Annotated in this window: 22 protein-coding genes; 7 read left to right on the forward strand and 15 right to left on the reverse strand. The window is 45.2% G+C overall.

Annotation, left to right across the window (positions count from 1 at the left end; genetic code table 11):
- Positions 1–11 precede the first annotated feature (11 nt).
- The 4 genes from E7X57_RS03760 to nikR form a co-directional block, all read right to left on the reverse strand.
- Positions 12–281: a PRC-barrel domain-containing protein gene (locus E7X57_RS03760; RefSeq protein WP_135610711.1), complete on the reverse strand. Its 270-nt coding sequence runs from the start codon at positions 279–281 to the stop codon at positions 12–14.
- A 31-nt stretch (positions 282–312) separates the two neighbouring features.
- Complete coding sequence (locus tag E7X57_RS03765; RefSeq protein ID WP_135610713.1) at positions 313–2,529, reverse strand: CDC48 family AAA ATPase; 2,217 nt, start codon at positions 2,527–2,529, stop codon at positions 313–315.
- A 167-nt stretch (positions 2,530–2,696) separates the two neighbouring features.
- Positions 2,697–3,596: a GDP-mannose 4,6-dehydratase gene (locus E7X57_RS03770; RefSeq protein WP_135610715.1), complete on the reverse strand. Its 900-nt coding sequence runs from the start codon at positions 3,594–3,596 to the stop codon at positions 2,697–2,699.
- 568 nt (positions 3,597–4,164) lie between these two features.
- Positions 4,165–4,587 carry a nickel-responsive transcriptional regulator NikR gene (gene nikR / locus E7X57_RS03775; protein WP_135610717.1) on the reverse strand — a complete coding sequence of 141 codons (423 nt, stop codon included), beginning with the start codon at positions 4,585–4,587 and terminating at the stop codon, positions 4,165–4,167.
- Between the two features lie 153 nt (positions 4,588–4,740).
- On the opposite strand from nikR, the gene purC reads away from it, so the two are divergent.
- Positions 4,741–5,451, forward strand: coding sequence for a phosphoribosylaminoimidazolesuccinocarboxamide synthase (gene purC, locus E7X57_RS03780; protein WP_135610719.1), 711 nt, complete (start codon positions 4,741–4,743; stop codon positions 5,449–5,451).
- Positions 5,452–5,458: 7 nt separating this feature from the next.
- Positions 5,459–6,892: an NAD(P)/FAD-dependent oxidoreductase gene (locus tag E7X57_RS03785; RefSeq protein ID WP_135610721.1), complete on the forward strand. Its 1,434-nt coding sequence runs from the start codon at positions 5,459–5,461 to the stop codon at positions 6,890–6,892.
- Here E7X57_RS03785 and E7X57_RS03790 read toward each other — a convergent pair whose 3' ends face one another.
- From E7X57_RS03790 to yciH, 6 genes are all read right to left on the reverse strand, one after another.
- Positions 6,893–7,582: a TIGR00153 family protein gene (locus tag E7X57_RS03790; RefSeq protein ID WP_135610724.1), complete on the reverse strand. Its 690-nt coding sequence runs from the start codon at positions 7,580–7,582 to the stop codon at positions 6,893–6,895.
- Positions 7,579–8,619 carry an inorganic phosphate transporter gene (locus E7X57_RS03795; RefSeq protein WP_135610726.1) on the reverse strand — a complete coding sequence of 347 codons (1,041 nt, stop codon included), beginning with the start codon at positions 8,617–8,619 and terminating at the stop codon, positions 7,579–7,581. Before E7X57_RS03795 ends, E7X57_RS03790 begins: the two co-directional genes overlap by 4 nt.
- A 75-nt stretch (positions 8,620–8,694) precedes the next feature.
- On the reverse strand, positions 8,695–9,630 hold the full coding sequence (locus tag E7X57_RS03800; protein ID WP_135610728.1) for a tetratricopeptide repeat protein: 936 nt from the start codon (positions 9,628–9,630) through the stop codon (positions 8,695–8,697).
- Between the two features lie 43 nt (positions 9,631–9,673).
- On the reverse strand, positions 9,674–10,894 hold the full coding sequence (locus tag E7X57_RS03805) for an Nre family DNA repair protein (RefSeq protein WP_135610730.1): 1,221 nt from the start codon (positions 10,892–10,894) through the stop codon (positions 9,674–9,676).
- Complete coding sequence (locus E7X57_RS03810) at positions 10,891–11,253, reverse strand: transcriptional regulator (protein ID WP_135610733.1); 363 nt, start codon at positions 11,251–11,253, stop codon at positions 10,891–10,893. Before E7X57_RS03810 ends, E7X57_RS03805 begins: the two co-directional genes overlap by 4 nt.
- Positions 11,254–11,434: 181 nt before the next feature.
- The gene (gene yciH / locus E7X57_RS03815) at positions 11,435–11,743 is read right to left on the reverse strand and encodes a stress response translation initiation inhibitor YciH (protein WP_048193589.1); all 309 of its coding nucleotides are present in this window, start codon (positions 11,741–11,743) and stop codon (positions 11,435–11,437) included.
- A gap of 80 nt (positions 11,744–11,823) precedes the next feature.
- On the opposite strand from yciH, the gene E7X57_RS03820 reads away from it, so the two are divergent.
- From E7X57_RS03820 to E7X57_RS03830, 3 genes are all read left to right on the forward strand, one after another.
- Entirely contained in the window at positions 11,824–12,177 is a 354-nt protein-coding gene (locus tag E7X57_RS03820; RefSeq protein ID WP_135610735.1) for a DUF192 domain-containing protein, read from the forward strand.
- An 84-nt stretch (positions 12,178–12,261) separates the two neighbouring features.
- A complete protein-coding gene (purL, locus tag E7X57_RS03825) occupies positions 12,262–14,409 on the forward strand; it encodes a phosphoribosylformylglycinamidine synthase subunit PurL (protein WP_135610737.1) in 2,148 nt (715 codons plus the stop codon).
- 214 nt (positions 14,410–14,623) lie between these two features.
- Positions 14,624–16,714, forward strand: a complete 2,091-nt coding sequence (locus tag E7X57_RS03830) for a CHASE4 domain-containing protein (RefSeq protein WP_167880879.1) — start codon at positions 14,624–14,626, stop codon at positions 16,712–16,714.
- A gap of 17 nt (positions 16,715–16,731) precedes the next feature.
- Here the strand turns inward: E7X57_RS03830 and E7X57_RS03835 are convergent, their stop codons facing one another.
- The gene (locus tag E7X57_RS03835; protein ID WP_135610741.1) at positions 16,732–17,910 is read right to left on the reverse strand and encodes a cysteine desulfurase; all 1,179 of its coding nucleotides are present in this window, start codon (positions 17,908–17,910) and stop codon (positions 16,732–16,734) included.
- Between the two features lie 43 nt (positions 17,911–17,953).
- Positions 17,954–18,109, reverse strand: coding sequence for a hypothetical protein (locus E7X57_RS12375; protein WP_167880880.1), 156 nt, complete (start codon positions 18,107–18,109; stop codon positions 17,954–17,956).
- 157 nt (positions 18,110–18,266) lie between these two features.
- Between E7X57_RS12375 and E7X57_RS03840 the strand changes: the two genes are divergently transcribed.
- Positions 18,267–19,547 carry a YcaO-related McrA-glycine thioamidation protein gene (locus tag E7X57_RS03840; RefSeq protein ID WP_135610743.1) on the forward strand — a complete coding sequence of 427 codons (1,281 nt, stop codon included), beginning with the start codon at positions 18,267–18,269 and terminating at the stop codon, positions 19,545–19,547.
- Between the two features lie 4 nt (positions 19,548–19,551).
- Positions 19,552–20,202 carry a TfuA-related McrA-glycine thioamidation protein gene (locus tag E7X57_RS03845; RefSeq protein WP_135610745.1) on the forward strand — a complete coding sequence of 217 codons (651 nt, stop codon included), beginning with the start codon at positions 19,552–19,554 and terminating at the stop codon, positions 20,200–20,202.
- A 3-nt stretch (positions 20,203–20,205) separates the two neighbouring features.
- Here the strand turns inward: E7X57_RS03845 and E7X57_RS03850 are convergent, their stop codons facing one another.
- The 3 genes from E7X57_RS03850 to E7X57_RS03860 all read right to left on the reverse strand — a co-directional run bounded on the left by E7X57_RS03850 (position 20,206) and on the right by E7X57_RS03860 (position 22,923).
- Positions 20,206–20,655: a metal-dependent transcriptional regulator gene (locus E7X57_RS03850; protein ID WP_135610747.1), complete on the reverse strand. Its 450-nt coding sequence runs from the start codon at positions 20,653–20,655 to the stop codon at positions 20,206–20,208.
- A 59-nt stretch (positions 20,656–20,714) separates the two neighbouring features.
- Positions 20,715–21,563 carry an NAD(+) diphosphatase gene (gene nudC, locus E7X57_RS03855; protein WP_135610749.1) on the reverse strand — a complete coding sequence of 283 codons (849 nt, stop codon included), beginning with the start codon at positions 21,561–21,563 and terminating at the stop codon, positions 20,715–20,717.
- Positions 21,564–21,630: 67 nt separating this feature from the next.
- A complete protein-coding gene (locus E7X57_RS03860) occupies positions 21,631–22,923 on the reverse strand; it encodes an MgtC/SapB family protein (protein ID WP_135610751.1) in 1,293 nt (430 codons plus the stop codon).
- Between the last annotated feature and the right edge of the window lie 55 nt (positions 22,924–22,978).

The following is a 22,978-nucleotide window of genomic DNA, read 5'->3' on the forward strand; positions in this document are numbered from 1 at the left end:
AGTAAAGGACTTTACAGACGATCGTATGGGAGTCCTTTTGCGAGGACCTTGTCCACCACGATATAGTCTTTTATCGCGCTTACCGCTTCAAAAGGCACAATGAGGTACTGACCGTCTTTCTGGTACTTGGAAGTGTCAAGACCAATATCGGGCTTAACAATAAGGTCTTCCAGTTCTCCGGTCTTTCCATCCATTACGATGTTGTTCAATATGCCAAGCTCGGTTCCGTCAGTAGCCATTACCTGTTTGTTGGACAGGTTCTTTGCAAACACTTTTGCCATCTTTCGTCTCCCTTAGTAATTAACAGATTATTTACATATATCCCATATAAGAACTTGTTTCTTGTTTGTGAGCACTGCCCTTGAGTTTTTCCTGCATCTTGTTGTAGAACGTGGTCATATCCTCAGTAATAGTAGGCTTGACCTTTTCCATTGCTGCAAGGAAATGGCGGTTCTTCACAGACTCTGCATCAAAGTTCTCGCGCAGTGCAAGCATCACAGCTTCCCTGCACACGGACTCGATGTCGGAGCCAACATATCCCTCTGTCGTAGCTGCAAGCTCCGAAATGCTGACCTCGGCGTCCAGCGGTATATCACGTGTGTGTATTTTGAATATGCTCTCCCTTCCCTCCATGGTGGAATTGCCCACAAGCACCAGCCGGTCGAACCTTCCTGAACGCATCAGTGCAGGGTCGATCATATCAGGTCTGTTGGTAGCTGCAATGACCACTACCTCCTTCAGGGCTTCCAGCCCATCCATTTCGGTCAGCAGCTGGTTGACCACCTGCTGTGAAGCTCTTCCTGTTTCGCTGTCAGCCATACGGGTAGTTGCAATAGAATCGATCTCATCGAAGAAAATGATACATGGTGAGACCTGCCTCGCCTTCTTGAACGTTTCACGGATTGCCTTTTCGGACTCTCCTACGAACTTTGAAAGCATCTGTGGTCCCTTGATACTGATGAAGTTTGCATTGGACTCGTTCGCAACTGCCTGTGCAAGCAGCGTCTTTCCGGTTCCCGGTGGACCATAAAGGAGTATTCCCTTTGGTGCCTTGATCCCCATTTCCATTATCCTGTCAGGTCGTTTTAGAGGCCATTCAACAGCCTCCACGATCTCTTGCTTTGCTTCATCAAGACCTCCGACATCATCCCATTTAATAGAAGGTACCTCTACCAGCACCTCTCTCATTGCGGATGGTTCAACCTCTGTCAGGGCATCTTCGAAGTCATCTGTCCGGACTATAAGCTTCTCCAGAACCTCATCGGGTATCTCGTCCTCGTCAAGGTTGATCTCCGGGATGATCCTCCTTAAGGCTCGCATGGATGCCTCCTGTACCAGTGAAAGAAGGTCTGCACCCACGAATCCCTGGGTGTGATCTGCCATGTACTCAAGGTCAACATCCTCTGAAAGAGGCATTCCCCTTGTATGGATCTGCAATATTTCCAGACGGTCATCGCTGTCCGGTACGCCGATCTCGATCTCCCTGTCGAACCTTCCTGGCCGGCGCAGTGCAGGGTCAATGGAATCCACACGGTTGGTGGCACCGATAACTACGATCTGTCCCCTCTCTTCCATACCGTCCATAAGTGTAAGAAGCTGGGCGACGACCCTGCGTTCCACTTCTCCGGTCACGTTCTCACGCTTTGGTGCGATGGAGTCGATCTCATCTATGAATATAATAGAAGGTGCATTCTCTGCAGCTTCTTCAAATATCTTTCTCAGGCGTTCCTCACTTTCTCCGTAGAATCTTCCCATGATCTCCGGTCCTGCAATGTAGAGGAAGTTTGCCCTTGACTCACCGGCAACAGCTTTTGCGATAAGTGTTTTTCCGGTGCCCGGTGGGCCGTACAGTATGACTCCTTTTGGAGGTTCTACATTAAGACGCTGGAATATCTCGTGGTGCTTCAGAGGCAGCTCGATCATCTCGCGTACCCTCTGGATCTCATCACCAAGTCCGCCAATATCTTCATAGGCGATCCCGCGGGCAGCGTCCTCATAGCCCTTTGCCGGTTTCTGGCGTAATTCGATCTCCGTATTTTCAGTAATGATCAGTATTCCTTCTTCAGGTGTTGTCTCGATAGCAACAAGAGGTATTGCCTGGTTACCCGGTGTTGGTTGTGTCATCGAACTTGTGATCGGTATGACATCTCCGGCAACAAAGGGTTGTTTCAGAATATTATGTTTGATAATGGCCTGGATATTGGTCCCGAATTCCATGCTAATTCCTTCGGGAGGTGCAAGTACTACTTTCTCTGCAGGTGTGACCTCTGCTCTTTTGATAACGGCCCTTTCTCCGATGCCCACGCCGGCATTCTGCCGGGTGAATCCGTCGATGCGACCAATTCCCTGTCCCCAGTCCTGTCTGTCTGCACGCCAGACCTTTGCAGCCGTTGTTTTCTTGCCTTCTATCTCAACGATATCCCCTGGCGAAAGCTGCAAGCTGAGTAAAGTGCTCGGATCAAGCCTTATGATTCCACGCCCGAAATCTATCGGATGTGCTTTTTCTACTTTGATCTGTAGTTCTTCCATTGGTCTCATCCTTAATTGTTTTAATATTTTATTCTGTCCAAGGCATAAATAATATATGGTTCCATGCCCCGTTTTTGCATTCCGGAACATCCGGACATCGGTGTTGGTATATCAATAACATGAAAATAAAAAGACCTTTGATACATATGCCCGTGGTCAGCCTCTGATCAGATCTTAAGGAATTCTTCAAGCCCCTGCTTAAGCGCCACCTTTGGTACAAAACCAAGTTCCTTTGCCTTTGAAATATCCGCAACACTATGCCTTATATCTCCTGCCAGTGGTTCTTTGTGCTCGATATCAACATCCTCACCAAAGATTTCGATAATGATACTTGCAAGGTCATTGATCGTGGTACTCTTGCCGGTTGCTGCATTGAAAACTTCTCCAACCGCCTCTTCTTTGTCAATGACAAGTTCCACCATGTTGACAATATCATGCACTGAGATAAAGTCCCTTGTCTGCATTCCGTCTCCGAAGGCCATCGGATTCTGGCTATTTCGTACTCTCTCCATGAACTTAGAGATCACGCCGGAATAAGGATTTGAAGGGTCCTGTCTGGGGCTGTATATATTGAATGGTCGTATGCATGTAGTTGGTAACCCGTATGCCTTGTTGTACATGAGGCAGTATTTTTCAGCTGCCAGCTTGCTGGCGCCATATGGTGAAAGGGGATCTTGTGGATGTCCCTCACTGATCGGCATTTCGATGGGGTTTCCGTATACTGCAGCTGAACTGAAATATACGAATCTTTCAAGATCTGCATTCCTTGCTGCCTCCAGCAGGTTCAGTGTACCCATTACATTGTTCTGTGCATCGAAAAAAGGTTCCTGCATGGACCTTGCAACGCTGATCTGGGCAGCAGTGTGTATAAGTATATCGGAATTCTTTACAAGATCTGAAACATCATCCTGGATATCGATCTTTACAACTTCCACATTTTCAGGCACATCTTCCCGTGTGGTGGATGAATGATTGTCCAATACAACAACTTCATTGTTTTCATGGAATCGATCTACGAGATAGCTTCCGACCTGTCCCAGGCCTCCTGTTATGAGGATCCTTTGCATAACATCTACAATGGTTGCTTTGTTTATAATTATTTGGGGAATGTGCCTAATTTAAAAAAGGATAATGATGAGTATAATTACATTATAAAATCATTCATTAAGTTAATATGTCATCAGTTTATTATTATATATTGGGGAACATGCTGCTATTTCACAATTATGGCGGTACGTTCTGAAGCACAAAAGGTTGTGGTGGTACGACTTTAGTGGCATGGGCGGCACAAGGCATGTCCGATCGGTGGGTCATGGGGGTCCACTGCTCTTTACCTGTTGTCTTATATTCTTTCCTTTAATTTCCCATACGGTCTATATCATTATCATTATAATAATAACATTGGAAAATCATTCGCAAAGTTAATATACTATTGTCAGGTAGTGGGGCTAGCGTACGATTAATACTACTATGTTGTGTGGTGGTGTTATCGTACGAGAAAAACGTTCTTTGTTTCGTCATTTATATGACCGAATCTGGGGGACTTATTCAGTCTCCCTTCATCCCCTCTATTTTTGAGAACTTCAATTTTCGGGTATTGTTTTTTTAAAAAAGAATAAAAAAGTGAAAAGAGCTTTAGATCTTTTCTGCCGGAGGTGCTGTATTGAGCTTAACGTATTTTACACCTTTAAGTGCCATGAGCCTCTCATCCATATCCTTAACATGCTCTCCTTCCCCATCGAATATTATTACTTCAAGGCAATTGTCATGGTCAAGGTGGATATGTACGGATGATTTAATAAGTTCTGAGTAATCATGCTGGATATCAGCGATAGCGTTGGAAAGGCCTCTTTTTGTGTGGTCATAGATAACAGTGATAGTACCAACACGGCGTCCCCTTATGTCATTCATCCATTCATACTGGTTTATGTAGTTACGAATGGCATCCCTGATACCCTCGGAGCGGGATGAATACCCTCTGCGTTCAATGATCGAGTCAAATTTGGTCAGAAGGTTGTCCGGAAGGGACACTCCTATTCTCATAAGTTCCTGTTCCATTTTTTCACCTAGGTGTGTAATTGACATAAAAGGTAATAAAATTATGTATCATTTTTCTTATTTTTGTTGCGTTTCTTTCCTAAAAAGTACACATAGCACATGTATTTATATTCAGGATTCCTATATAGCAGTTATAATCCGGAGAGGTATTTCATGAAAACGGAAGAACTTTACTCAGGCAAAGCTAAGACCATATACAAGACTGACAATCCTTCTGAGCTCATTGCAGAGTTCAGGGACAGTCTCACCGCTTTTGACGGTAAGAAGAAGAGCGAGGCAGCAAAGAAAGGCTATTACAATGCTCAGATCTCGAGGAAGATATTTGAGATGCTTGAGGAAGAAGGCATCAAGACACATTATCTTGGAATGGTATCTGACACAGAGATGCTCGTGAAGAAAGTGGAGATCGTTCTCATAGAAGTAATTCCAAGGAACATCGCAGCAGGTTCAATCACACGCAAGTATCCGGTAGAAGAGGGTACTGTTTTCAAGGAACCGGTCCTGGTGTTCGATTACAAGAGCGATGAGTACGCTGATCCGATGATCAATGATGACATTGCAGTTGCAATGGGTATTGCCACCCGCGAAGAGATCGATTACATACGCAGTATGGCCTTTAAGATCAATGACATCCTCAAGAGCTACTTCGAGAGCAAAGGTTTCCTGCTTCCTGACTTCAAGCTGGAGTTCGGAAGGGTGGACGGCGAGATCGTACTTGCAGATGAGATCTCCTGTGACACCTGTAGGTTCTGGGATGTTGAGACCGGAGCTTCTATGGACAAAGACATATTCAGGTTCGATAAGGGTGACCTTTCAAAAGCATATGAAGAGGTTGCACGCCGTCTCGTTCCTGAGATCTTCTGAGGAGTAAATGGTAAAATATGATGTCATCGTGGTCGGAGCCGGTGCAAGCGGGCTACTGACCGCACTTACATTATCCAAGCATGGCAAGAAAGTGCTGGTGCTTGAAAAGATGCATGATGTGGGGGGAAACTGCAACAGCTATACGGTAGATGGCTACCAGGTGGACACCGGCCCTCATGCTATCACTCATCTTGCTGAAGGTCCGCTCAGGCGTCTGATGGACAATTATTTTGATTACCAGCCGGTCTTTGAGAACTATGGTCACTATTATGTGAGGACCGAGGACCGTTTCCTTAAGGTCCCATCCACTATCCGTGACTTTGTGACCTTTGATGTGTTCCCAAGGCTTGATCGCCTTGCTATCACTCAGTCCATCACAAAGGCCCTTACTCTTTCCTCATTCGGGGTCGACCTCTCAAAACAGTCTGTTTCTGACTCCCTTCCGGCAAACCTCTCAAAAGAGACCTATGAGTTTGCAGATGCGATATCCTATTTCCTTTCAGGCCGCTCCATGAGTGAGACCTCTGTTCAGAGAGTACTTGCAGGCAGCAGTTTTGTCAGGGACAGTGTAACACAGGAGCAGTTCGAGGAATTCATCAAAGAAGAAAAAGTACCACGGCCGGAGTCCATTCTTCAGTCAGTGCTGCCTTCGAATCTGCACACCTCCCTTCATTCAAGAATAAACAACGTTTCCAGTCTTGGAAGGCTTGCCACGAACAAGGTCCACATCTCACAGGGTTATCCTCGTAAGGGCTTAAAGGCACTGCTTAATGCGATCCTTTACTCCCTGCCTCCATCTGTGGAGATCAAGACCGGGTGCAAAGTAGAGCGTATACTTACGAAGGACGGGAAAGCGTATGGTGTCGAAGCAGACACGATCTATGAAAGCGATCTTGTGGTATACACAGGGTTTGCATCATCTTTACCATCCCTTATGGATAACCTTCCCACACCATATCTGGAACTTCTGGATGGGGTTGTGCATAGCAAAAGCCTTACTGTCTGGCTGGGTCTTGACAGGCTCATGGATGAGTTCAATTACATGGGCTCTGAGATCTGGTTCAAGGACACTCCATACTGGGCCATGCCCATCAGTAATTATGATGCATCTCTTGCTCCCAAGGACAAACAACTTGTTGGTTTTGCATTCTTCCTTGATGAGAATGAGGATGTAAAAAAGGGAATAAAGAATGCTTATGAGACAATCTACAGTGCCATTCCTTCTATACAGGATCGCGTGGAAATGAATCACGACCAGTTACTTGTGCCCGAAAAGGCAGCAGTGACAATCGATGGTAAGTTTGCTGACATTCGCTCCCCTGTAAAGAACCTCTACATTGCGGGAACTGATACTGACAAGCGCAGCATGGGCGTGACCCGGGCTGCTTATTCTGTCATTGAATTGTTAAAAGTATTGAACGAGGACGGTAATCTTCACTGATCACCGTCTGAGTATCATTGTCCTGAGCCTGTCAGCTGCATGCTCTGCCTTGTCTGCGATATCAGCAATGGTGCGCACAAGCTCTATAAGGTGAAATACTCCTACAGCGCCCAGCTCTTCCTCATGTGCGTATATCTCTTTGAGGAGATCCTTTTCGATGAGGTCTACCCTGTGCTCCATTTCTTCAATAGTAGGTACCAGTACCAGAGACTCGTCAACCTCACGTTTACTGAAGGATGTCTCCAGGAGCTCGCTTAGTGAATCTACTAACTCTTCGTATTTTTGCACTGTCTCAAGTGTAAGTGCTGATAGCTCACAGAGGTTTGTCTTTATTGAATCCGGCATATCGCAGGGTCTCAATGTCAGTATAAATGCAGCTTCCTGTGCTACATCTGCAATGGAGTCCTGTGGCTTAAGAAAATTGAGCAGGTCCTCTGCTTTTACAGGTAGCATAATGGAAGATGATAGCTGTCCCCTGATGGTCTGCTTAATTATATCTGCCTCATGTTCGATGCCGTCTATCTGATGGCTTAATTCTTCCACAAGTGGCATGTTGGTACAGTATGCATTGACTGCCTGGTCCAGTATCCTTACGGTTTCCACTCCCTTGGATGCATGCAGGTAGAGTGGTTTGAAAGGCGATCTAGCAAACACGTCAAGTACAGAACGTATATATTCCATTTTCTTCATAATCCAACCCCCAATAATGCCACGAAAACAAGTGCTGATGTAATTGCTGCAACAGGCACTGTGATGATCCATGACATAACGATCTTTCCTATAACACTAAGGTCAACAGCAGCAAGACCTCCTGCAAGCCCGACACCAATGACTGAGCCCACAAGGGTATGGGTGGTGGAGATCGGCAGGGAACTATAGCTGTGAAGAACGACAACGGATGCAGTTGCAAATTCTGCAGAGAATCCCCTTGTAGGGGTAAGTTCAGTTATCTTTGTACCAATGGTCTCGATCACACGGTATCCCCATGTTCCAAGTCCGATCACCATTCCGATACCACCAACAATAAGCACCCATATAGGTACCGCTGCTTCTGCTAAGTTAAGTGCATTAAGGCCTGCGTAAAGTGGCCCAACAGCATTTGCAACATCGTTAGAACCATGTGCGAACGCAATGAAACAGGCGGTCCCTATCTGCAGAAATACGAACTTCTTCTCGATGTGGTACGGGTTCTCTGCTTTTTGCAATAGCAACACCCTGATAACAGAGAATATCAGATATGCCAATACCGCTCCCAGTACAGGTGAGACCAGCCAGCTGCCTATTATTTTCATCAGCACTGTCCAGTTGATGTCTGAGAGTAAAATAATGTCCTGATATACGGCAACAATTCCAAAACCAAGGACTGCTCCTACGATCGAATGTGTTGTAGATACCGGCAGGTTATAAAATGTAGCAAATGTGATCCAGAATCCTGCTGCAAGAATTGCTGCAAGCATTCCGATAGCCACAAGGTTCGGATCGATTGCCTTTATGGCATCTATTGGTACTATTCCTTTTGCAATGGTGGATGTGACCCTCTTTCCGAAGAAAACAGCTCCAACGAACTCAAAGACACCAGCTACGATGATAACCTGTTTGATCGAGAGTGCTCCACTTCCAACCGATGTTCCCATGGCATTAGCAAGGTCATTAGCACCTATGTTCCAGGCCATATAAAGGCCTGCAAGTATTAATAAAACCACAATTGGGTTAAATAATTCTATCATAATCCTCTTCCTGATCTTAGTCTTCACGCCGTTAAGGTCACATCTGTTATAAATGTATCAATATCAGTTTTTTACTCATGCAATTGATGTGATCTCTTCCCTTGCCTTTTGTGCCTCTTCATTATCAGGCTCAAGCTCAAGCAGGAGGTCATAGGTTTTCAGTGCATCTGCAATGTTGTCTTCCTGTACGCAAAGTTCAGCAGCATTGGCAAGTATGTCCTTTGCTTCTTCTTTGTGTCCGAGCTTGTATAACAATTTGCCTCTCTGCCTCCAGAGGTTCACGTTGGTCACATCGATCTCAATGGCGCTCTCGATTGCATTCAGGGAATCCATGTATGTATCCGGACTATTGCTAAGGAGTGCTTTCATCTCCCATATCTCAGCAGCTGTGAGGAAACACTCAAGTGCATCCTTTGTTTGTCCGAGTCTTCGATGTGCAACTCCTTTTATGAATATGGGTTCGGTGGCATCTTCCATCAGCTCTATTGCAGAATCCAGTGCGTTGATCGCTGCGCCATATCTCTCTAAGTTGAAAAATACCATTGCTTTGTTGTACCATGCATGTCCCATATCGGGCTTTATTTCTATGGCATGATCAAAGTTTGAGATCGCTTCATCTGCATTTTCCATTTCAGCAAGGATGCTACCTCTTAAAAAATATGTATCAGCATCATCGGTAGCGATCTCGGCAAGTTTATTGAAAGTCTCAAGTGCATTTGCAAGGTCTCCCTTTGTCGCAAGGATATTACCTTTGAGTTTGAGCACTTCTGCATCGTCACCAAGTTTCAGTGCCTCTTCAGTAGCTTCAATGGCTTCATCAAGAAGGTGAAGTCCAAAGAGGATCTGTCCTTTAATGAGCCATGCTACTGTGGGGTCGGGGGCATTTTGGATGGCCTGTTCCACAACATCCAGCGCTTGCTCATGCTGGCTTTCCCTGCACAGAAGACGTACTTTGTTAAGCAGGAAATCTGCCAGTTCCTGTGGTGACATATTGTCTTGGTTGTCAGACATAATGTCCAATTGTATCGTACCATTTTAATGTCTTGCGGAAAGCTTACAAAAAAGAGTCCAGTGTTCTCTGGAAACGGACGTCTGAAAGCATTTTGGTCTTAGCTTTCCATTCCGGTGCAGGTGTACGGACACGTGTTGCCATATCATCAAGCGCTTCATCTATCGTTTCAAAGGTACGTGGAATGGATGACATTGCATTTCGGGCAGCTTCCCGCACGACCCAGACGCCCAGTGGTGCCCAGTACTCCGGTGTGATCTCCCTTATCATGAACACCGATGCCTGCCTGCCAACGTCTTCCATATATTCCAGGGCAGCGATGCGGGCTGCATAGTAACCTCCTGCAAGGTTAGAGTATCCTTTCTTACCATTGATATCCTCCATATCCTGTCCGATCCAGGAGGATCCGCCTGACCAGACGGACCGTTTCATCCAGATCTCCAAAAGTTCGAAGGAGAATACTCTTGGAACGAGCATTATCTCAAAATAGTTGCCGAAGCATCCGCCACTGAACACGGATATCTCACTTACCAGTGGCATGTCCCGGACACGGTCGATGATATCTTTTCCTGCCATATCATCGGTTGCGGTTATGGCCCATCGGGTGGGTACAAGTTTACGCTGCTGTCCCAGAAGGCCGATGGATAGCAGCCTTGTGATATGTTCGGTAGGTATGTCGCTCCTGAAAAGTTCGCATACGACATCCTTTGCAAGTGCATCGGTATCATATGCCAGGTAGTCAACCTTCTTCGGTACCTTCGGGTTCTCAGCTATATCGAAGTCTTTTACCGCCCCGGATGGTCCCATGGGTGTCAGGACACTGTCAAACTTCAGTTTTTGTTGAAGGGGTTTCGTGAACCATGCCTCTGTGTCTACCGGTGATTTGGAGAGAGCCAGCTCCTGTGATTTTTCCAGTAATTTGTGGGGCTTCATCGCATCTTTTATATTAACGGTGGTGTTTGCCCTGACAAGCTGACAACGAGCGGATATTACATCCTGGATATCCATGGATAGCCACTCTTTTGGATCTTCAAGTGCCATTGCGTCCTTTGCATCCACCTGGGGTGGTATCATCGGACCTGCTTTTACCTGTGGATAGCCGTATCTTCCCACAAAAACCGCCGGTGGGGATGCACCAAAAACAGAACCGTCGGCTGAGATAGTTGCTGTGGTATTTTCTGTTGTTCTGAATTTTTCAAGGATGGGACACAGAGGTCGCCCGCAAAGTCCTTTTCCTTTACATTTAATACAAAGGCTCTTGCTCAATCTTCCTCGTCACTCTTGCAAAGAATGCAGTATTCTGCTCCGGGTACATTTTTGTATAACCAACCTGAACGCTGTACGAATTTGCAGACATTACACATCCCTTCGGTTAATACCTTGTCAGAGGAGCCGTTCACAAGTGTTGTGGCGAACGTTCTGATCTCTTCCACGGTCTCTTCTGAAAAACCAACCTCTGCTCCTCGTTTTGCACTGACGTACTGGGAGACGGCTGCTCTTGAAAGGCCTAATATGTCTGCAACTTGCTGTTGGGTGCATCCATGATCGATCATCATGGAACGTGCAAGTTCGGCACGTATGGCAGGCAATACTTTCTGTACCATTATCTCACAGGTAGGTTTCATAATTATATTTCCTTTTTTCGTCCTATATGTCTTTTTTCGTCAGTTTGTTCAAGTTTGAGCATTTCAGCCTTAGGGTAGATGCCTTCAAATTTAAAAAAGGAAACATGGCAATTTTATATGGCCATGTTATGTATTCGAAAACTTAAGTGAAATAGCGATGCACAACGTGCATATCCATTGATCAGTCTTTGATCTGTTCCGGAGAGAAACCTTTCTGGACAAGGACTTCCTTCATACGGGTCAGATGGTTGCCCTGTAGTTCAACGGCACTTCCTTTTACAGTTCCACCGCATGCGAACTTTGATTTAAGGTATGTGGATAGCTCATGTAGGTCGATCTCGTTTGCATCGAATCCTTCCACAACTGTAACTTCTTTACCGTATCGTCTTCTGTTCACTTTCACTGTAATTCGCTGTTGCTCTTTTGCCACTTCTTCGCATATACATAGCTCTGATGGCAAACCGCAAACCGGGCACATTTCTGAACTCATCTTCTGGTATTTCCTCCGATTATTTACTCACCTGTATACTAATTATATAAATTATAAACAGATATTCTATGTAATCAACAATGCTATTAAAATCTAATGGTAATACCATCGCATCGGATGTTGAATATGCCAAAAGCATGTTCAGTCAGGCAAAGGGCCTGATGTTCAGAAGCTCTGTTCCTGATAGCTATGCTATGATCTTCATACTATCTTCACCGAAAAAGATCTCCCTGCATATGCTCTTTGTTCCTTTCCCTCTTGACGTTCTTTTCCTGGATGATGAAAAGCGAATCGTGAAGACTACTTATCTTCGACCATGGGTTGGCCTGGGTGACTCCGGTGAAAAGGTGAAGTATATAATAGAGCTTCCTGCAGGCACAATTTCCCGCTCAGATCTTTCGGTTGGTGACAAGGTTATGTTCGATGAAACCTGAAACTGTTATTACCGTTGGAAATCTTTATCTAATCTATGGTTTATTTAAGCCTAAATCATACTCCTTATATAATGAGGCGCACAAATGTTACCGGAAAATGACCTGAAGATCATAACAGAAGAGATGGGCAGAGAACCAAACCTTGTTGAACAGGGATGCTTTTTGAACCTATGGAGCGAACATTGCTCCTACCGTTCCAGTGCTCCTTTGCTGAAGACCTTTACCACTGTTGGCGACCGTGTGATCATCGGACCTGGTGATGACGCTGCAATTATCCGTTTTGGTGATGGCTGGGTACTTGCGATTGGTATGGAAAGCCACAACCATCCTTCATATGTGGACCCTTACAACGGCTCTGCAACTGGTGTGGGTGGTATTGTGCGTGATATCATTTCCATGGGTGCAAGACCTATCGCACTGATGGATCCTCTTTATTTCGGTCCGCTGGACACTCCTAAGAACCTCTATCTCTTTGAACATATCGTGGAAGGTATCGCAGGATACGGTAACTGTATCGGAGTTCCTGTTGTCAGGGGAGAGGCATATTTTGACGAGACCTACAGCGGAAATCCGCTTGTCAACGTTGTCTGTGTAGGCCTTGCCCGCGAGGAGAACATCGTGACTGCCTGTGCACAGAAGGCAGGCAACAAACTGGTTCTTGTAGGTTCCACCACAGGACGTGATGGTCTTGGTGGTGCTTCATTTGCTTCCCGTGACCTTTCTGAAGAAGCAGAAGCAGAAGACCGTCCAAGCATCCAGATCGGTGACCCTTTCACTGAAAAGCTCCTGATCGAGGCAACACTCGAAGCAATAGGTACCGGGCATGTGCTTTCATGCAGGGACCTTGGTGCTGCGGGTCTCGCCGGAGCAAGCTCAGAAATGGCATCCAAAGGCGATCTTGGAATGCGTCTGGTGGCTGACAAAGTAGTACTTCGCGAGTCAGGAATGACTCCTTATGAGATCATGATATCTGAGTCCCAGGAACGTATCCTCTTCGAAGTTGAACCTGAGAACGTAGATGAGCTTCTTGACATCGCAAAGAAGTATGATCTTCACGCCAGCATGATCGGTGAGCTTACAGAGCGTCTCTACTATACCGTCGAGTTCGAAGGCGAGGTCGTCGCAGATATGCCTGTCAAGCTTCTCACAGAAGGAGCACCGACCTTTGAACGCCCCTCAACAGCTCCTCAGGAACGTGACATCGGGGACAAGCCAGAACTTCCAGCTGACCTGAAACAGGCGGTACTGGACATTCTTTCATCTCATAACATTGCATCAAAGGACTGGATCTACAGGCAGTACGACCATGAGGTCCAGATCCGTACAGTGGAAAAACCCGGCTCAGATGCAGCAGTTCTTCGCATTGCAGATGGAATGGGTCTTGCAATGTCCTGTGGTTGCAACCCGGGACATACTCTTCTTGACCCGTACGAAGGCGGAAAAGGAACTCTCGTTGAGAACAGCATGAACCTTGCTGTAAAAGGTGCACAGGGTATAGCCCTTGTGGACTGTCTCAATTTCGGAAATCCTGAAAGACCTGACATATACTGGCAGTTCAAGCAGGCTATCCTCGGTCTCGGTGATGCTGCAAGGGACCTTTCCATTCCGGTGGTCGGAGGCAATGTTTCCCTCTACAATGAAAGTGGTGAATACGGAACAGCTATCGTACCAACGCCATCTATCGGTCTTATTGGAATAACCGACGATATTGAGACTGTCCCGGGCTCCTTCTTTGAAGGAGAGGGTAATTCTGTTATCCTTGTTGGAAACACCTTTGATGAAATGGGCGGCTCTGAATATTATAACATAAAAGGGCTAAGGAACAATGGTCGTGCACCAAAGGTACCTGAAGATGCTCCAAAGATAGTAGAGTCCATTATAGATATGATAAGAAGTGGAAATGTCGTAGCAGCTCATGATGTGTCTGCTGGTGGACTTGCCGTGACTCTTAGTGAGATGTGCAATGAAACAGGTGCAAATATCGACATCTCAGATGTTGGTGAAGATCTAAGACCTGATGACGTCCTGTTCTCAGAATCCCATGCAAGGGCTATCCTTGTAACCTCTGAGAAAGATAAGGTTGTTGAAATGCTTGGTGATCTCCAATATTCCGTCATCGGTACTGTTGGTGGCGATGACTTACATATCAAAGGAAGGGAGTTTGATATTTTCCTTTCCATGAAAGAGATAGCTGAAGCAAGAGCAAGTCTCACAAAATTGATGATGGAATAAATTCCATTATCTTCTTTCTCTTTATTTTTTATTATCTTTTTAAGTTTGAGTCTTTTTGTGCAAATGCATTCTGTCTGTCATATTTTTTACATGTTTTGTCAGTTTTTAATATAACAAAATATTTATAATTGGACTGTCATTCTTTTCTCTGATAGGTGCCATTATGCTTCTTCGCCATAAAACATTGCTTTTGGTAGGGATTATGTTTATTTTTATGATCTTTGCTATTACCGGGGTTTCACAATTCATTGTAAAGGGAAGCTATATTGAATTGGAACAACAGCAGGCAATTAAAGATGCTTACGGGATGCGAGGGGTCATTGAGTCTGATCTGAAGTCATTAGAGGCGGTAAATCTTGATTATGCTATGTGGGATGATTCTTATGAATTTATTTTATCCCATGATGAAGAATATCTCCGATCCAATATGGTCGTAGATACTTTTGAGATTGTTAGGCTTGATCTTGTTATTTATCTCGATTCTTCCGGGGAGGTCGTTTACGGGTCAACTTTTGATGAACAAAATCAGGAACTTAAGCCACTATCTGGTGATATGCTGGAGTTCCTGTTATTTTCAAATTGTCTGACCCATCCTGAAGGTGCAAATTGTAGCAAATCCGGTTTCATCAATTTGTCGGATGGTCTGTTGCTCATCTCCTCACATCCAATAACGAAAAGTGATGGTGATGGCCCGGTTCGAGGTGCTTTGATAATGGGGCGCTTCTTAGACTCCGATGAAATAAACTATCTTTCAGAAGATTCCGGTATTTCAATAGAGCTGCTACCTCCAAATGATCCGCAATTGCCTATGGGAATTTGGAATGAGGATTCTTCTGATTTTTTCATAGAAACTGTTGATGATGATCTGCTTGCAGGTTATTATTCCATACCTGATATTTTTGGGAATCCTGCAATGGTTGCCAAAACCACAACTCCCCGTTTGATAACAAAACAAGGGAATGAAACACTGTATTATTTTATTATTTCACTTCTCTTTGTAGGTGTTGCATTTGGATTTTTTCTTATGTTCTTTTTGGATTTCACCGTGCTTAGGCGTATATCAATGATTAGTGAGGATGTACAATCCATTGGAATACGTAAGGATCTCTCTTCTCGTCTGCAGGTGGAGGGCAATGATGAACTTTCCTGTTTATCTGATTCCATAAACTCGATGCTTCAACAGCTTGAAGGAGCTCACAAAGATATACTGATGCACAAAGCCAAGGACAGTGCTATCCTGAAAGCTATACCAGCTATGATTATCCGCATGAAGCCTGATGGCACTATCCTACACCGCAATTATCCACTGAATGGTGATCTGTCTCTCCTTTCCTCTCTGGATATTAATAATATCTATGATATTCTCCCTGATGATGCTGCAAAGCTTGCGAGTAGGAGGATACGGGATGTCGTCAGGTCTAAGGACGTTGGAGTTGCAGAATACAACATCTCTGTCGGTGATCGGATGGTTAATCTTGAATCAAGGATCCTGACATACGGTGAAGATGATGTGCTTGCAATAATTACGGATAATTCACATCGCAAAGCTGCAGAACATGCTCTTATACAGGCAAAACTAGAAGCAGAAGCTGCAAGCCGTACAAAGTCCGAGTTCCTGACTAACATTAGTCATGAGTTACGCACTCCCTTAAATTCAGTTCTTAGCTTTTCAGATATCATGTTGAACGGTACTTTTGGTGAATTGAACGAAAAACAGAAAAAATATGTGAGGAATATTTATGATAGTGGTAGTCATCTTCTTTTGATCGTCAATAATCTCCTTAACATATCAAAAGTAGAAGCCGGAAAAATATATTTGTCATATGAAAGAGTTGTTGCATCTGAAGTTATAGGTAATATAAGGAATCTCATAGATCCACTTGCAACTAGAAAGAACATTTCTGTTATTGTGACCGTCGATCCGGAAGACGTTTCTATCAATGCTGATAGGGAGAAGCTCATCCAGATTCTCAATAACCTTGCGAGCAATGCTGTTAAGTTCACACCGGATAACGGGAACATAATACTTGGTGCAAAAAAATCAGGCGCCTATCTTGATTTTTTTGTGAAAGATACTGGCATTGGTATTGCTCAGGAAGATCTCGATAGATTGTTTATGCCATTTGTCCAGATCGATTCATCGACTACCAGGGAGGCTGGAGGGGCAGGTCTTGGTCTTGCTCTTGTAAAGAAGTTTGTAGAACTTCATGGTGGTTCTGTACAGGTGGAAAGTAATGAAGGGGGCGGCAGTACTTTTACAGTCTCCTTACCATTCGAAAGGGAAAGTTGGTCCGGCCCAAAGTAATGGGATAAATAAAAAGATCATGCGAGCATTGTTATCTGCTCAACACCTTCTATCAGTGAGTCAACTTCTTCTTCCGTATTATATAATGCAAAGGATGCTCGTACAGTTCCCTCAACTCCCAGCATGTCGACCGATGGCATTGCACAGTGGTAACCGCTGCGTACACAGATCTTCCGGGTCTCGTCCAGTATCATAGCAACATCATGCGGGTTCATACCTTCCACATTGAACGGGACGACACCGTTCCTGTCCTTTGGCCCGTAGATCTCTACGCCTTCTATCTCTGCAAGACGCTTTGCAGCATCTGTGGTAAGTTCCTTCTCGTGTTTCTCGATATGTTCCACGCCGATCTCCTGTACATATTCAACAGCACGACCAAGGCCTATAACTCCCGGAATGTTCGGGGTACCTGCTTCGAACTTTGAAGGGGACGGTTCCAGCTCATAGCTTTCTGTGGTAACAGCATGGACGGTGCCTCCGCCAACGTATGTAGGTTCAAGGGCATCCGGTTCTTTGATGCAGAGTATCCCTGTTCCCTGTGGGCCGAGTAGTCCTTTGTGTCCGGGGGTGGCAAAGAAGTCGCAACCTATCTTTTTGATGTCCACAGGCATATGTCCTGCTGACTGGGATCCGTCCACTAGCACCATTGCACCATTTTTCTGTGCGATATGTGTTATTTTCTCAACATCTCTTATGGAACCGAATACGTTAGAGACGTGGTTAACAGAAACAAGTCTTGTTCTGTCAGTAATTGCAGCATCAATATCTTTCGGGTCCACACATCCTTCTCTGTCTGATCCCACGATGGTGACCTCTACGCCTTTTTCCCTTAATCTCATCCAGGGCAGGAGATTTGAGTGATGCTCCACAAGAGTTGTCACAACGTGATCGCCTGCTTCCCATTGAATACCAAGGGCGACCATGTTGATGCTTTCACTTGCATTTTTGGTCAGGATAGTGCTCTCAGGTGTGGTGTTCAAAAACTCTGCGATCCTGTCTCTAGCATCCTCGTAGTTGTCGGTAGTTTGCCGGGCTAGCCTGTGAGCTCCACGACCATGATTTGCTGCGTATTTGAAGAAGTAATCGTTCATGGCATTGACTGCCGGGACAGGCGTCTGGGTTGTAGCGCCATTGTCCAGATAGATCACTTCATCAAGGACGGGAAAGTCTTTGCGTACGGAATGAATGTCATACATACACTTCCTTACGCAAGATAGCTAAAAATATGTTTTGCAGGCGTTATTTTGCCAGCATTCCGCCGAGAATGAACTTGTAAAGTTCCAGTTCTTCAGCATCCAGATTTTCAGTGGTCTGGCCACTTACAACTGAATGGTATGTCCTGTCTTCTTCACATCGTCGACATTCATCACTTATTTTCGTGATCTTTCTCATCATATATTTCCTCCTGTCTCTTCAATTGAGTTCTTAAAAATTTAGCCTGTCTAAATGGCTTAAACATAATATCATGTGTTTATAATATATAATCCTTTCGACTAACATCTTTCTCGGTTTTGTCGCAAGAAATATAAGTTGCAAAAGAGTTCCGATTAACATGTCCCATATCTCAATCGATCGATCATTACAGTATATGGATGGTACGCAGCGAGTTCTTGACGAGGAGGCCACTCTTGGTAACACCAAACCCCACCTGAAAGAGATAGGAGTCACAAGGATAGCCAGTATCACCGATTTGGACCGTTTAGGCATTCCGGTATTCTCTGCCATCAGGCCATCAGCTGCAGAAGGCGCTATTTCCATTTACTCCGGTAAAGGGGCAAGCGAGACCCAGGCACGAATCTCAGCCATGATGGAGAGCTTTGAGAGATGTCTTGCGGAGCGTGTAGGCGTAAATGCTGATATTGTTGAGGATGTGGTCGCCGAAGAGTTCATTGAGTCTGTTGAAAATGCCGCGAAGGACTATGAACTTCTTGATCCGCATAGCCTTCTCCTGTCCGAGCCGTTGCCTCTGGAAAACCTTGTCGAATGGACTCAGGGCTGGGACCTTTTACGCGAGAAGGAGATCTATGTCCCTTCAAATGCAGTATATCATCCATATGATTCCCCTGGCATGTCCGCAAGGCTTTTCAGAAGCAATACCAACGGCCTTGCATCGGGAAATGTCATAGAGGAAGCAATATTGCACGGTTTGCTGGAGGTCATCGAGCGTGATGCACTAAGCATTGCCGAATTCAACAGGAATCCGGGCAGGGAGATTGTCCTTACCGAAGAGGAAGGTACCAATTATGAGCTGATGAAGAAATTTGAATCGAATGGGGTGCAGCTCAAACTATGGCTGCTTCCACATGATACAGGCATAACCTCTGTTGTGGCAGCAACAGATGACCTGGACCTGAAAGATCCTGCTCTGCTTGTAATGGGTGCAGGTTCCCACCTGAAACCTGAGATCGCAATAAGAAGGGCCATCACCGAGGCTGCCCAGTCAAGGGTGGTGCAGATACACGGTGCCCGTGAGGACACTGACCGTGAATCCTTTGTCAGGCAGATTGGTTATGAGCGTATGAAGAGGATGAACAATTTCTGGTATGAAGGGGCAGAGACTGTCACGATCGGAGAATTGAATGATATTTCCAGGTCAACTCCTGCAGAGAACATCGATGCTGTGCTAGATGAACTGCGCAAGATCACGGACAGTGTCATTGTGGTCGACCTTTCCCGCAAGAGCGTAGGTGTCCCTGTTGTAAGGGTAATAATTCCAGGATTCGAGCAGTATACGCTTGACCGTGAACGCGTTGGCCATCGTGTGAGACAAGGACGCAAACAATCAGCATCTGCCGAGAAACCCTGGAAAAGAAGGTTCGGCAAACAAAAGTGATCCAATGAGGGCAGTTATCTTTGCAGGTACGAGTATCAGCCACGAGGATTCAAGGGAGATCCTCGATGCAGTTTACCTGCCACCTGTGGCAAGAGGCGACGTCGATAAGGTCGCCGGTCAGGGCTATGATGTAATTGGTATCATCGATGGTGTTTTCTTTGACAGGGCTGCAGTAGCCCACAAGGAAATAATCCGTGCGATGAAAAAAGGCATCAGGGTAGTTGGCGGATGCAGTATGGGTGCGTTGCGTGCTTCTGAACTTGATAGTCATGGCATGATCGGCGTAGGCAAGGTCTATGGCTGGTACAGGGATGGTATCATCGAAGCGGATGATGAGGTTGCAGTGACAACCAATCCCGAGACCTTTGAACAGGTATCGACACCGCTTGTTAACATAAGGGAGACTTTCAGGGAAGCAGTTGCGAAAGGCATTATTGATGGTGAGACCTTCGAAGGGCTTATCAGGATAACAAAGAGCATCCACTATCCTCAAAGAAGTTACCTTGGGGTAATTAAAAAAGCAGTTGATGAAGGACTTCTGGAGGACAGGGATCCATTGCTGGAATATTGCAGGAACAATGCCTCAGATGTAAAAAGGGAAGATGCAGTATTGGTGCTTCAGACGGTAAAAAAAATAATGGAAACAGGGGAATGAAGCTTATTCCTCATTTTCTTCGTGGTTTTCATGGTTAAGGTTACAACTGTCATGTTCGATCCTGCCACAAACTCCTATGGTTGGATGTCCCATTGAATCGCAAATGGCATTTATGGCTTTTTTTGACACATAACCTTCAAACCTTGCAACCTCTGCACATGATTCTTCCGCAGTGAGCCCGTAATGATTAAGCATCAGGCTCAGTATCCTGTGCCTTCTCAACAGGAAGTGTGCATAATCCTTTCCTTTTTCCGTAAGGCTGAAACCTCTGTATGGAACATGGTTCACATATCCTGATGAAGCAAGCTCATTGATAGCTTTGGTGATGGTGGAAGGGTCCACGTTCATGTGGTTGGATATCTCGGTGGTGCGTACATTGTCGCCCCTTTCAAAAAGGTATTTCAGGTATTCGATCTTCCTTGGCGAAAGTTCCAATCCTGTTATATCGTCCATATGGAGGATTATACACAGATTTATTTAAAATTTGCGTGGGTACCAAAGATCTACCTGCATTATTTGCAACTTTCGTGTTTGTCTATGAAATGGTCGATGAGGGCACGTGAGATGCTCTTTTTTCCCGGAAGCTTTGGGATTTCATCCACATGGAACCAGCAGGCTTCTTCTATCTCATTTACGTCGACGTCGATCTCCCCTTCTGCAAAGTTCGCTGTAAATCCTAACATCAGCGAGGACGGGAAAGGCCATGGCTGGCTTGCAAAATAATTCAGGTCCTTTACGGAAATGCCGACCTCTTCCTTTATTTCCCTGTGGGCCGCATGCTCTATGGTTTCTCCGGCTTCCACAAAGCCTGCCACAAGCCCATAGACACCATCCGGAAAATGCTTTGATCGTGCCATAAGAAGGTTCTCTTCCTTTTCTATCAATATTATAACAGCCGGGCTTATCCGCGGGTAAGCGAGATGCTCGCAATTGTGACATTGCATTCCGGTTTCCTCCGGAACGTAGTGGGTAGTTCCTCCACATAATCCGCAGTATCGGTGAGTGCGATAAAAATCAGCCATTTGAACTGCCCTGGAAGCAATACCAAGCATTTCCTCATCAATTGTACCATACAGGTCATGAAGGTCAAAGTACTGCATATTGCCTTCAACAAGCTCTTCCTCCAGTTCAAAACAGTAACATGGAATATCACCGAGTGTTCCGATATAGATAATTTCAGTGTTGTAGACGATATGCTTTTTTGGATAGCATGAAAAATAGTCGTCAGGCTGACTTTCAGCATCTACCAATATCTTTCTCTGATGCACGGGGAAATAGAGCGCTTTTCCGCCTGTATTGTTCTCATCGCCATGGAATACCAGTTCTTCGGTTGCAAAAGAAGGTCGGTACTGTGTATTCATTGATATCACTTCATGGGGGACGTTTTGAAAGGTGTTCACATCCAATTCATATAGTCTTTGCTTATCTTTAGAATCCGATATGATTGGCGTAGCTGCTCCACAGGTATAATGTGGATATCCCTACGATAGCTATCAGTAACATGGTATTCCTCGAGCGGCAGTAGAGTTCCTTTGATCCGGATATCCTTACAAGGACCAGCTTGTTGAGCGTACTGATGATCCCTGCTATTACTGCTGTCTGAGCAGCCACAGTATATGAGACATTCCCGCTGAAAGCCAGTGCTGCAACCGAGGCTGTGACTGCTGAACTGCTGACAAGTCCTCCAAGTGCCGATGCATAGACTCCGGCAGTACCAAGGAATTCGCTTGAAATGCTAGTAATGACAAGAAGGATCGTGAAGATCGCACCGAACCTGAATGCAGGTTTTAGTGCAAATGGTGAACCGATCTCCAGTGGCTCGGTCATAACGTCATTTTCTTTTCTCCTTATTATAACTATCCCAATTGTCAGTATGAGCATTGCTAGCTGTGGAGGGAGCATCAATATCATAGTACTTGCAGTGGGATCCACGATCAATGCGATCAGGGTATTGCTGATTATCATTGAAATGTTTGACATCAATATCCCGATGTACAGTGCATCCATCAGACTGGATCTGTTCTTTGACATGGTCGCAAGTGCCCCTGTGGTTGCCTCACTGCTTATAAACCCTCCAAAAAGGCCTGAATATGTTATTCCTCCGCGGGTTCCGAATCTTTTGAGGGATATATAACTGACAAAACCGATGAACATTACCAGTACCACGATAAGTATGGCTGATTTAAGGTTCAGAACTCCCATTACAGGTTCTTCAGGCATCAGCGGATATAGGATGAAAGCCACAACAAGGAACTGAACTGCATTGAGTATCTCATCATCTGAGAGATGTTGTGCAAATGAATGAAGTGGTTTTTTCTCAATTAGCAGCAAAGTAATGAGCACAGCTATGATTATTGCAAAGAGGTACCGTCCTGTAGCTACCAGCACACCAAGCAGGTAAGTTGAGAATAATGCTATGGAACTTGTCATCCCAAGCTTCCCAATGGTCGTGTATATCCTGTACACAAGCACAAAACAGGAAGCTGCAACCAGTGCCGTGGTGATCTGCAGTATGGCGATATCCATCACCTCTGCAACATAGGTTGCAAGCATGCCGACAAGGCATACTATTGCAAATGTGCGTACGCCGGCGAAGACTTCCTGATCCTTGCGGTGATGTTCCCTCTCTATACCTATCAGTATCCCTATCAGTAGAGACAGGATAGCTTTTGTCAGAAAGTCGTATAATACAGGGTCCAGTCCAAGGTCAAATGTTAGCACAAAGCAGCTCCCGGAAGTGTTAAAAGGATCTTATTTTAGATTACTTATATTAATA

The organism is Methanococcoides sp. AM1, assembly GCF_900774055.1.
Taxonomy (GTDB): domain Archaea; phylum Halobacteriota; class Methanosarcinia; order Methanosarcinales; family Methanosarcinaceae; genus Methanococcoides.

What these genes read in the sequence shown, in the direction of transcription:
- E7X57_RS03810 (WP_135610733.1), bottom strand. Translation starts at nt 11,253, where the DNA reads ATGAAACCTACCTGTGAGATAATGGTACAGAAAGTATTGCCTGCCATA.
- E7X57_RS03800 (WP_135610728.1), bottom strand. Translation starts at nt 9,630, where the DNA reads ATGTCTGACAACCAAGACAATATGTCACCACAGGAACTGGCAGATTTC.
- yciH (WP_048193589.1), bottom strand. Translation starts at nt 11,743, where the DNA reads ATGAGTTCAGAAATGTGCCCGGTTTGCGGTTTGCCATCAGAGCTATGT.
- purC (WP_135610719.1), top strand. Translation starts at nt 4,741, where the DNA reads ATGAAAACGGAAGAACTTTACTCAGGCAAAGCTAAGACCATATACAAG.
- E7X57_RS03770 (WP_135610715.1), bottom strand. Translation starts at nt 3,596, where the DNA reads ATGCAAAGGATCCTCATAACAGGAGGCCTGGGACAGGTCGGAAGCTAT.
- E7X57_RS03845 (WP_135610745.1), top strand. Translation starts at nt 19,552, where the DNA reads ATGAGGGCAGTTATCTTTGCAGGTACGAGTATCAGCCACGAGGATTCA.
- E7X57_RS03765 (WP_135610713.1), bottom strand. Translation starts at nt 2,529, where the DNA reads ATGGAAGAACTACAGATCAAAGTAGAAAAAGCACATCCGATAGATTTC.
- E7X57_RS03790 (WP_135610724.1), bottom strand. Translation starts at nt 7,582, where the DNA reads ATGAAGAAAATGGAATATATACGTTCTGTACTTGACGTGTTTGCTAGA.
- nikR (WP_135610717.1), bottom strand. Translation starts at nt 4,587, where the DNA reads ATGGAACAGGAACTTATGAGAATAGGAGTGTCCCTTCCGGACAACCTT.
- purL (WP_135610737.1), top strand. Translation starts at nt 12,262, where the DNA reads ATGTTACCGGAAAATGACCTGAAGATCATAACAGAAGAGATGGGCAGA.
- E7X57_RS03785 (WP_135610721.1), top strand. Translation starts at nt 5,459, where the DNA reads ATGGTAAAATATGATGTCATCGTGGTCGGAGCCGGTGCAAGCGGGCTA.
- nudC (WP_135610749.1), bottom strand. Translation starts at nt 21,563, where the DNA reads ATGAATACACAGTACCGACCTTCTTTTGCAACCGAAGAACTGGTATTC.
- E7X57_RS03760 (WP_135610711.1), bottom strand. Translation starts at nt 281, where the DNA reads ATGGCAAAAGTGTTTGCAAAGAACCTGTCCAACAAACAGGTAATGGCT.
- E7X57_RS03820 (WP_135610735.1), top strand. Translation starts at nt 11,824, where the DNA reads ATGCTATTAAAATCTAATGGTAATACCATCGCATCGGATGTTGAATAT.
- E7X57_RS03795 (WP_135610726.1), bottom strand. Translation starts at nt 8,619, where the DNA reads ATGATAGAATTATTTAACCCAATTGTGGTTTTATTAATACTTGCAGGC.
- E7X57_RS03830 (WP_167880879.1), top strand. Translation starts at nt 14,624, where the DNA reads ATGATCTTTGCTATTACCGGGGTTTCACAATTCATTGTAAAGGGAAGC.
- E7X57_RS03850 (WP_135610747.1), bottom strand. Translation starts at nt 20,655, where the DNA reads ATGGACGATATAACAGGATTGGAACTTTCGCCAAGGAAGATCGAATAC.
- E7X57_RS12375 (WP_167880880.1), bottom strand. Translation starts at nt 18,109, where the DNA reads ATGATGAGAAAGATCACGAAAATAAGTGATGAATGTCGACGATGTGAA.
- E7X57_RS03840 (WP_135610743.1), top strand. Translation starts at nt 18,267, where the DNA reads ATGTCCCATATCTCAATCGATCGATCATTACAGTATATGGATGGTACG.
- E7X57_RS03835 (WP_135610741.1), bottom strand. Translation starts at nt 17,910, where the DNA reads ATGTATGACATTCATTCCGTACGCAAAGACTTTCCCGTCCTTGATGAA.